General features: G+C 36.2%; 12 protein-coding genes. 9 read left to right on the top strand and 3 right to left on the bottom strand.

The features are described 5' to 3' along the window. The first annotated feature begins 105 nt into the window (after window positions 1-105). Window positions 106-390, top strand: a complete 285-nt coding sequence (locus HMPREF3263_RS00060; RefSeq protein WP_049363486.1) for a hypothetical protein — start codon at window positions 106-108, stop codon at window positions 388-390. Between the two features lie 11 nt (window positions 391-401). Here the strand turns inward: HMPREF3263_RS00060 and HMPREF3263_RS00055 are convergent, their stop codons facing one another. The 3 genes from HMPREF3263_RS00055 to HMPREF3263_RS00045 all read right to left on the bottom strand — a co-directional run bounded on the left by HMPREF3263_RS00055 (window position 402) and on the right by HMPREF3263_RS00045 (window position 1,253). Next, the gene (locus HMPREF3263_RS00055) at window positions 402-641 is read right to left on the bottom strand and encodes a DUF1496 domain-containing protein (protein WP_005697566.1); all 240 of its coding nucleotides are present in this window, start codon (window positions 639-641) and stop codon (window positions 402-404) included. 8 nt (window positions 642-649) lie between these two features. After that, window positions 650-841: a hypothetical protein gene (locus tag HMPREF3263_RS00050; protein ID WP_032803977.1), complete on the bottom strand. Its 192-nt coding sequence runs from the start codon at window positions 839-841 to the stop codon at window positions 650-652. A gap of 205 nt (window positions 842-1,046) precedes the next feature. Continuing rightward, entirely contained in the window at window positions 1,047-1,253 is a 207-nt protein-coding gene (locus HMPREF3263_RS00045) for a hypothetical protein (protein WP_032803975.1), read from the bottom strand. Window positions 1,254-1,394: 141 nt separating this feature from the next. Between HMPREF3263_RS00045 and HMPREF3263_RS00040 the strand changes: the two genes are divergently transcribed. The 8 genes from HMPREF3263_RS00040 to HMPREF3263_RS00005 are packed head-to-tail and all read left to right on the top strand — an operon-like array spanning window position 1,395 to window position 7,713. Next, on the top strand, window positions 1,395-2,663 hold the full coding sequence (locus HMPREF3263_RS00040) for a phage/plasmid replication protein, II/X family (RefSeq protein ID WP_032803972.1): 1,269 nt from the start codon (window positions 1,395-1,397) through the stop codon (window positions 2,661-2,663). 24 nt (window positions 2,664-2,687) lie between these two features. Then, complete coding sequence (locus tag HMPREF3263_RS00035) at window positions 2,688-2,984, top strand: single-stranded DNA-binding protein (protein WP_005697568.1); 297 nt, start codon at window positions 2,688-2,690, stop codon at window positions 2,982-2,984. Beyond that, a complete protein-coding gene (locus HMPREF3263_RS00030; protein ID WP_005697574.1) occupies window positions 2,984-3,250 on the top strand; it encodes a hypothetical protein in 267 nt (88 codons plus the stop codon). Before HMPREF3263_RS00035 ends, HMPREF3263_RS00030 begins: the two co-directional genes overlap by 1 nt. A gap of 34 nt (window positions 3,251-3,284) precedes the next feature. Continuing rightward, on the top strand, window positions 3,285-3,515 hold the full coding sequence (locus tag HMPREF3263_RS00025) for a hypothetical protein (RefSeq protein ID WP_005697575.1): 231 nt from the start codon (window positions 3,285-3,287) through the stop codon (window positions 3,513-3,515). 51 nt (window positions 3,516-3,566) lie between these two features. Continuing rightward, the gene (locus tag HMPREF3263_RS00020) at window positions 3,567-5,225 is read left to right on the top strand and encodes a hypothetical protein (protein WP_005697570.1); all 1,659 of its coding nucleotides are present in this window, start codon (window positions 3,567-3,569) and stop codon (window positions 5,223-5,225) included. Between the two features lie 9 nt (window positions 5,226-5,234). Continuing rightward, a complete protein-coding gene (locus HMPREF3263_RS00015) occupies window positions 5,235-5,528 on the top strand; it encodes a DUF2523 family protein (protein WP_005697572.1) in 294 nt (97 codons plus the stop codon). 8 nt (window positions 5,529-5,536) lie between these two features. Then, window positions 5,537-6,580, top strand: a complete 1,044-nt coding sequence (locus HMPREF3263_RS00010; RefSeq protein WP_005697567.1) for a zonular occludens toxin family protein — start codon at window positions 5,537-5,539, stop codon at window positions 6,578-6,580. Next, window positions 6,577-7,713 carry a type II secretion system protein GspD gene (locus tag HMPREF3263_RS00005; protein WP_005697571.1) on the top strand — a complete coding sequence of 379 codons (1,137 nt, stop codon included), beginning with the start codon at window positions 6,577-6,579 and terminating at the stop codon, window positions 7,711-7,713. Before HMPREF3263_RS00010 ends, HMPREF3263_RS00005 begins: the two co-directional genes overlap by 4 nt. Window positions 7,714-8,200: the final 487 nt, after the last annotated feature.

The following is an 8,200-nucleotide window of genomic DNA, read 5'->3' as shown; positions in this document are numbered from 1 at the left end:
TTTTCGGATTATGTTACAATTCGCAGCGCGGTATAATCGCCATTGGCACCGCGCAAGAATTTACACATAATCCGCCATTATGCGAAATTTTAAGTTATTGAATTTATGTCAAATATTACCATTCAGCATATCACGCCAAGACATTTTTATGAGGCAGTGAAACTTCTCAAACAAACTGAGCATAATATAAGATTTAGCTATGATACGGTTGAAATTCGTTTTGTTTTTGACAGATTGGAAACTGCAGAACAGACTCAAGCAAGATTTGAGAAAATGGAACACTTGGGGGAGTTTTTAAAGGAACTGACAAATTCATCAGTTCCTGTTGATTTAGAAGAGTTTATTAGAAAATATCGCTATCAACCTAAACCAAAATTCTTTAGACGTTAAAGTTCAAATAACTATTTTCCCCAAGATAACGTTTTATCAAATACATCACTGCTATAAGTACCGCATTTTAGGTTTACACCTTCTGCTTTGATAACACTACCTTTAGAGTATTCTTTACCTTCATAAACACAAAATTTTGTGTCGTCTAATTTTTTTGTTGGAGATGATTTGAAAACTTTTCTTTCAAAAGATGGTTGTTGACAAGCGGCTACAAACAAAGTCACAAAAGAGATCATTAGTAATTTTTTCATTTTTCCACCTAGGCTTTTTCAAATTTTTTTAAGTTTTTTTGAATTAATGTGTCCATATCAGTATTCTTTGAATATGGGGGTGTTATTTTATCCAATAAATCCCTGTTTTCTTTAGTTTGTCTTAGACCGTGTTTTCTAAGTTGGTAATTTTGTTCGTGTTCTTGGCTTTGGTTATGATGTTTGTGATCTGATTTTGGCATAAGATGTCTCCCGTTTACCATGTAGTGAATAAAGATTTATGCAAAAATGCAAAATTTTGCATAGTCCATTTAGGCTTTCATCCAAGTGGACTCTCTTTAATAGTCCACTCTTGTGTCAAAATGACACAAATCCGTTTATTAATTAATCAATCTTTAAATGATTGCTACAGTCTTGAGTGAATAATTATTTCTTTATTTTTAATAATTATGTACTTTTGGTTTTATCCTTACCTGAATTTTCAGCATTATGAAGTAAATCCTGTTTTGCTTCTTGAAGGTAGTTATCCAATAGATGATTAACTATATCACTCATTTTAGTTAGTTTTCCGCTCTTATGACTGATTTCAATAGCTAACATTTCTAACTTATTCCTTCTCATTTCATTAACTCGAACAGATGTATCTTTTCTCATTATTTCTATCTCAAAATCTGGTTTGTAATTGATGTCCTATTATACTTTTTTTGTCTCAAAGTATGTAAATATGCTTGTATGCGGTATGTAAAAGTTGTATATTTTATTTGATGTATGTACACATGCGGTATAGAGGCATAAGTGATCGACTTCTTGAAGCTATCAATTCCATTCAAAACAGAGCATATCCTCGTTTGCAAAGACGGGGAAACCTCTTTTTTGAAAGAAACCCTGATAGAGATAGCCAAGAGAACAGGTCTTAAACTACGGGCAGGCAATGTCACCTTTGAGATTGACGGTGATCTTGATGTTGCCGAACTGTCCCACCCTTATGAAGCCATTCCTAGTCATTTTGGTTCGTTAGCAATGAAAGTCTTCAACGGCAGCGATAGAATGAAAACCCCGCCTTATATTGAGCTGAAAGCCAGTCCCGCAAAATTACTTCAAGGGCATAATGTCTTTGGTTCAACCAATCTTGATGTTTGTTGTTTTGTGATGCTGAAAACCTTTTGTGAAGCCTTGCCAGAACTCTACGAAATGACTGACACTGAAAATACGATGATAGATTGGATTGATGTCACCTATTCAGCTCATATTCCGTCTGAAATGATGCAAAAGCAGGTGATTAGCTTTTTGCAAAATGTGAGAGCAGGGCAAACCAAGAAAACGCGATATAACCGAGAATATGAGACAACAGCAGAATGGAACAGTGGTTCAGAGCATAGAGTCCTTAAAGTCTATTTAAAAGGGGCAGAGTTGCAAAAACGTTTGTCCGAAATCCAATCCGAATTAAAACGTACGCCAAATAAACAAAATCTTCTTAATGTGCTAAACGTGTTAAGCAATCCAAATTTAATTGAATTTTCCAAGCAATGTGTGCGTTTTGAGGCTCGGCTAAAACAACGTTATTTAGATAAATACCGTATTCCACGCAAATTATGCGATTTAATCCAGTATCAAAGACAGTATGAAAAACAGGGAAAAAGCCTGATTAAAGACCTATGGCAAGATGCCTTTAACGATATTATCCAAGCGGTTGGAGAAAGCAAAATGAATGTATATAACCGAGACAATATTCAGAAATTACTGAAAAAACAGTATTACACAGTAACACCTAAGGGCAATATTAGTTATGCGAAGGCAGATAGATTATTTGGTTTTTATAAAAACTTATTAACTTATGGATATTTAGAAACTCAGTCAGAAATGGATAGAAAAACGTTCTGGCGACACGAAAAAGACTTATTAGCTGTCGGGCTAACGAAAGCCCAGTTGCAAAACCTCAAAGCCCACGAACGCCATAACATCATTCCGTTAATGAAACTTGTTGAAATTGATTTTAGTTGTCAGCGTCCTGATTGGTATGTTGAACCAACATTAGATTTTGTCCAAATGCAGTTAGCTGCGTAATTTAACTAACCGAGAGGTATAAAAATGAGTAATCAAAACATTGAACAGTATTTATTGAAAGTACAAATTTTTTCAACTTCCAGAATTGATGAACGGTCAGGGGTAAGTGAGAAAACGGGAAAAGATTGGTTTATTCGCACGCAGGAAGCCTATATTGAATTAGGTGGTCAGTTTCCTGTTCAAATTAAAGTGCCCTTGAAAAAGGATCAAGTTCCTTATTCTCCTGGTAATTACTATGTTCATCCAACTTCTTTTAAAGTCAGTGGTTATTTTGATTTAAAAGTAAGTGATATTGTTTTAGTTCCCGCTATTGATAAGTGATGAATGAAGAAATAGAAATTACAACTAAGTTTTGCCACCCTTATATGAGTTTTGGCGGTGATGGTTGTAGTGATGTCGTATTGAAAGTGCCACGGACAGAGGCGGTCAAACTTCAATCTGTGGCACATTCAGGGAATGAAAATCAAGGCTTTTCAGTGGGTGATTTTTTTCATCATACCGATAGCTTTGGTTTTTCATTTGGTCTTGTGCTTATTTTTTATTTAATCGCTAAATCTGTGGGAACATTTTTAGCGCTTTTCAAATAAGCACATAATTTTAACTCAATATAAGGAGTTTCTTATGTCAAATTTAAAAAAATACCTTATTGCTGCTGTAGTTTTGGGATCTTCCGTTGGTGCTTTTGCTGGCAGTGAATCGGCACAAAAAGTACAAATTGATGTTTCCGGTATGCTTAATCAAGTTGATTTTTCAACGGTGATTGCCGGAATTATCGCCGCAGGCGGTGTGTTAATTGGCCCGCGTATTGCCAAAATGGGTATCCGCTTTATTTTGGGACTATTTGGAAAATAACAATAACAAGGGGGGATTTGCGTCCCCTTTTTTCTTTGGGGTGCGTATGTTATGGGATTTTGCTTATTTTCTTTTGGGTATGGTATGCGGTTTAGTCGTGGTGCTTGGCTTAAATGGATAGTGATTTTTAGTTTTATTTTTAACGTTGTTTTATCCTATAAAGCTAACGCTAATCCGTTACTTGCCCGCGTGGTATTAGCTGAAGTGTTTGAAGGGATTGTTGCAAGACGGGCTGCGGTTTCTGTGGTTGGGAGAGCTGCCGCAAATGATGCCGCTTATTTAGCGGCAAATGAAGCAGCAATAGGATTACGTGCAGCACAGACTTATCGGGCATTGGGAACGGTTGCGGCAAATGACGCAACATTTGCTGTTGGCGCAACATCAACATTACGCAATGCGAAAGATATTTCATGGGTTGCGTTAGCGTTAACATCAGGTGCAATTACGCTTAAGGATTTGAATGTAGAAAGTAATAGCAAAATCGGGGTTGCTTTTGAGCCTACTGCTGTTCCTTTAGCTGATGGTCGTTATGCGATAAATGTGAATGGTGAAACAAAAGTTGTCAACGCAATGCCGAGTCCGAAAGATCCAATTATTTATCAGTATTCAAAAGAAAAGAAACAGATTTCGGAAAATTCACAGGATATTTATAAATCCGATGTCTTAGATAAACATTATAAATATTTCAATACGTTAAGAACGGGGGAGTACGCGCAATCAAATTCTATTGAAAAATTGGCTGAATATATCGCGCAAGAGGAATGGGGAGGAAAAGGAGAAGAAAATTATTCAGAAGTCGATATTGAGGGCAAGAAATACCGTTATCTACGTTCACAAACTACCGTAGAAAATCGTTATTTACGTCATCAAAAAATAGGTAATATGATTTATCCTGAAGTTCGTCAGATATTTACCGAAAAACAATTAAACTATGATTTTGAGCCGATTTTAGAGGGAAATACTGGCTCGCAAATCGTTTATTCTTTTAATCCACCTAAACCTTCGGATTATGAAGTTTCTACACGTGTAAATAATTTAACCTACATTAGATTTGAAGAAAATCAACATTGGGTAGGCGATTTTCCAACAACTTCATCAGATAAGCAGTTAAATTCAGTCGCAGATTTAGATTTAAATCTTTATACCAAACCCTTAACCGCCACACAATTAGCGTTATTGTATAACGCCTTATTGATGTCTGCTGCGTCTCAGCCTGGTTATATTGGAGTTCCGTTTAGTGCATCTGATCCGATTACATCGGCAGAAGTACAAGCACAATTAAATAAATTAGGTAAAACGGCAACCTTTGCCGATTTATTTGCTAAAGCAGGTGTAGGAAATCAATTATCCATAGGCACATCAAACCAACCACAACCTATTCCACAACCCACACCGAATCCCGGTACGCGTCCAGGTGAAGAAAAAGATGATAAAGATATTGATGATGAACCCAAATATCCTGAACTTGAGTCACCCACAGCACGACAAATTTTAGAGCCATTTAATCAGTTTTTTCCGCAGCTCAAGAATTTTCATTTAGCCGATCGTGCTGTGCAGTGTCCAACGTGGGAAGGGCATATTGATTATTTAAATATTGATGTTCGATTAGATAAGCATTGCCAATATGTAGAGCAAAATAAAGCCGTGATTACTTCCTTGATGCTGCTTATTTGGGGAATTGTCGCATTAAGAATTTTATTGAGTGCATAAGGAATAACAATGGGTAGCTTAATTTTACGTTTATTTAGTGGTTTTCTTGGGTTTGCTTTTAAAGGTATTGTTGCAAAATTTTTTGTTTTTTTCGCACTTTTCTTTATTACAACGGAATTTATTCCCGTGGTGATTGAGTTATTTTTGCCAAAAGAGATACCAAATTTAAATGCGTTATTTATTGGTTTACCTGATTCTATTTGGTATTTTCTATCAATATTGCAAATCCCAACAGGAATAACATTAGTTATTTCGGCAATGTTGGCGCGCTTTATTATTCGTCGTTTACCAATTATTGGCTAGGGAGCATTATGGCTATTTCGGCTTATGTGGGGTTACCTGGACACGGAAAATCTTATGAAGTGGTGAAGTCTGTCATCATTCCCGCCATTGCTTCGGGGCGTAGGGTAGTTTCAAATATTTACGGATTAAACAAACAATTAATTGAAGAATATTGCCTATCAAAAGATAAAAAATTGTCGCCTGATAACTTAGGTGAATTGGTTATTGTCGATAATGATTTATGCTTAGGTGTTGATTTTTACCCTTACAAGAACGCAATAGATAATAAAATTGAAACCTTTTGTAAAGCAGGAGATTTAATCATTATTGATGAAGCGTGGCGATTTTTCCCAAAGAAAGAAAAAATCAATGATAACCACTTTTCATTTTTATCAGAACACCGACATTTTACAGATAGTAACGGCATTTCTTGTGATTTTGTCATATTGAATCAGGATTTAACCAATTTACAAAGAGAGCTTGTGGAGCGAATTGAAACGACATTCAAAATGACAAAATTGGTTGCCGCAGGGTTAAAAAGTCGTTATCGGGTTGATGTGTTTTCGGGTAATAAATGTTGGAAAACCGCAAAGACGGCAAGTTATCAAGAAAAGTATGATAAGGCTATTTTTCCGCTTTATAAAAGCTATGAAACCGATAATGGACGGGAATTAGTCACAGATAAACGGCAAAACGCGCTGAATAAATCCAGTATTAAATATTTTGCCGTGTTTGCCGTATTGATTGTCGGGTTTTCGTTATATAAGCTCATTAGCTTTTTTACGCCACCTGAACAGGATACGCCAAAAGTTGAACAGACATTAAGCGAAAATAAGGAAATTGAAGCGATTACATTAAATAATCAGCCACAACTTCAAGTAACTTTACCGTTATCAACGCAATGGCGCATAACAGGGGAGTTACAAAAATCAGGAAAAGCCTTTGTGATTTTGGCTGATAACCAAGGTAATTTACGGTTAGAACCACGTTCTAACTTTAATTTTACGGGGCGAATGTTGGAAGGCATTATTGATAATCAACGGGTTAATTATTATTCTGGAGTAAAACAATGAAATTACAACGTAACATTTTATGTTTTTTTTCCTGTTTTTTGTTTGGTGTGGCGCAGGCAAAAAATGTTGATTTTAAGCTTGAAGCCGTACCGTTACCGAAAGCGGTAGGAATGATCTATGATGAAGTTTTAGAAAAGCCTTATATGCTTGATCCAAAATTAGCAGCAGATACACGGTTAATCAGCTTTCATACCAAGGAAGACCAAGATTTTAATCAGTTTATTACACGCTATTTTGAAAATATGAATATCAAAACCTATGAGAAAAATGGCGTAGTTTACCTTGCGCATATTGAGCCAAAACCGCCAAAAATTATCAAACACAGTTTTGTTTATAATCCTGTTCATCGTGATACAGAATATCTTGCGCAGTTTTTACAAGGAGAGGGGCAAGTCTCGGCAAGTGGTGATAAGCTCGTTTATTATGGAACAGCGGAAGATATTGCAAGAATTAAATCAGTTTTAAAATCGGTTGATACGCCAAGCCGTGAAGTCGTTGTAACGGGTTATGTTTTTGAAGTGCAGGACATTGCCAAAGAAGGAAGCGGAATTAATTTATTGGCAAAATTGCTATCGGGAAAACTGGGTATCAACATTGGTTACAAACAAAACTATGAAAATTTTATTACGGTTAATGCAGGGAATTTGGATGCAATGATTGAGTTATTTCGCACTGATGAACGCTTTCAAGTCGTTAGTAGCCCAACGTTGCGTGTAAAATCAGGTTCAAAGGGAAATTTTTCAGTAGGTTCTGATGTGCCTGTTTTATCAAATGTTACCTATCAGGACGGCAGACCTATTCAATCGATTGAATATCGTTCTTCTGGTGTGATCTTTGATATACAACCAACGATTAAAAGTAATGCGATAGACTTAAAAATCAATCAACAACTTTCTAATTTTGTGAAGACGGATACGGGCGTAAATCAATCGCCAACACTGATTAAACGCGATATTGTTACTGATGTTACGCTTAAAAGTGGTGATATTGTGGTTTTAGGCGGACTGGCTGAAAACAAATTAACGGAGGGTGAAACAGGTTTTTCATTCTTACCGAAAGGCTTCTTGACGGGAAAATCTAAATCAAACACTAAGACAGACATTGTAATTTTATTGCAAGTTAAAATGATCTAATTGAATTTCATAAAGTAAAAACCACAAAGGGTAAAGGCGTTACACGCCTGCGCTTTGTGGTTTTTACCTTGTTACTTCATCATTAAATTTGAATTAGCAATATTATAGGGGGGTGTCGGGGGAAAATGCCACGCATTTTCTCCTGACGTAAGGCGCAGCGGCTGCAGCGCCGGAAACAGAGATATTTATTTGAAAAAATGAATTCATTGCGCTCGGCATTCTTCAAAAAATCACAGCAATTAATGCGCCTTCTGCAGAACCTTTATAGCCACGTCCTTTAAGCTGATTAGATAATGCGAAACGCACCGTGCGTCTTTACATTTCCCTGACATTCCAATTTAACCATTCAATAAAACGATAAAACAACACGTTACAACGTGTTATTCAGCCTTATTTTGTCTTGTTTTACTAGTACCTGTGACTTGTGCATAACTCTGTGATCTTATTAATGCGTAGCTTTCACTAACCTTGTAATTGATTTCGCATA

This window comes from Haemophilus sp. HMSC61B11 (assembly GCF_001838615.1).
GTDB classification, from domain to species: domain Bacteria; phylum Pseudomonadota; class Gammaproteobacteria; order Enterobacterales; family Pasteurellaceae; genus Haemophilus_D; species Haemophilus_D parainfluenzae_AD.
Note: the sequence above shows the minus strand (reverse complement) of the source record. Positions and strands in the feature narration are given on the sequence as shown.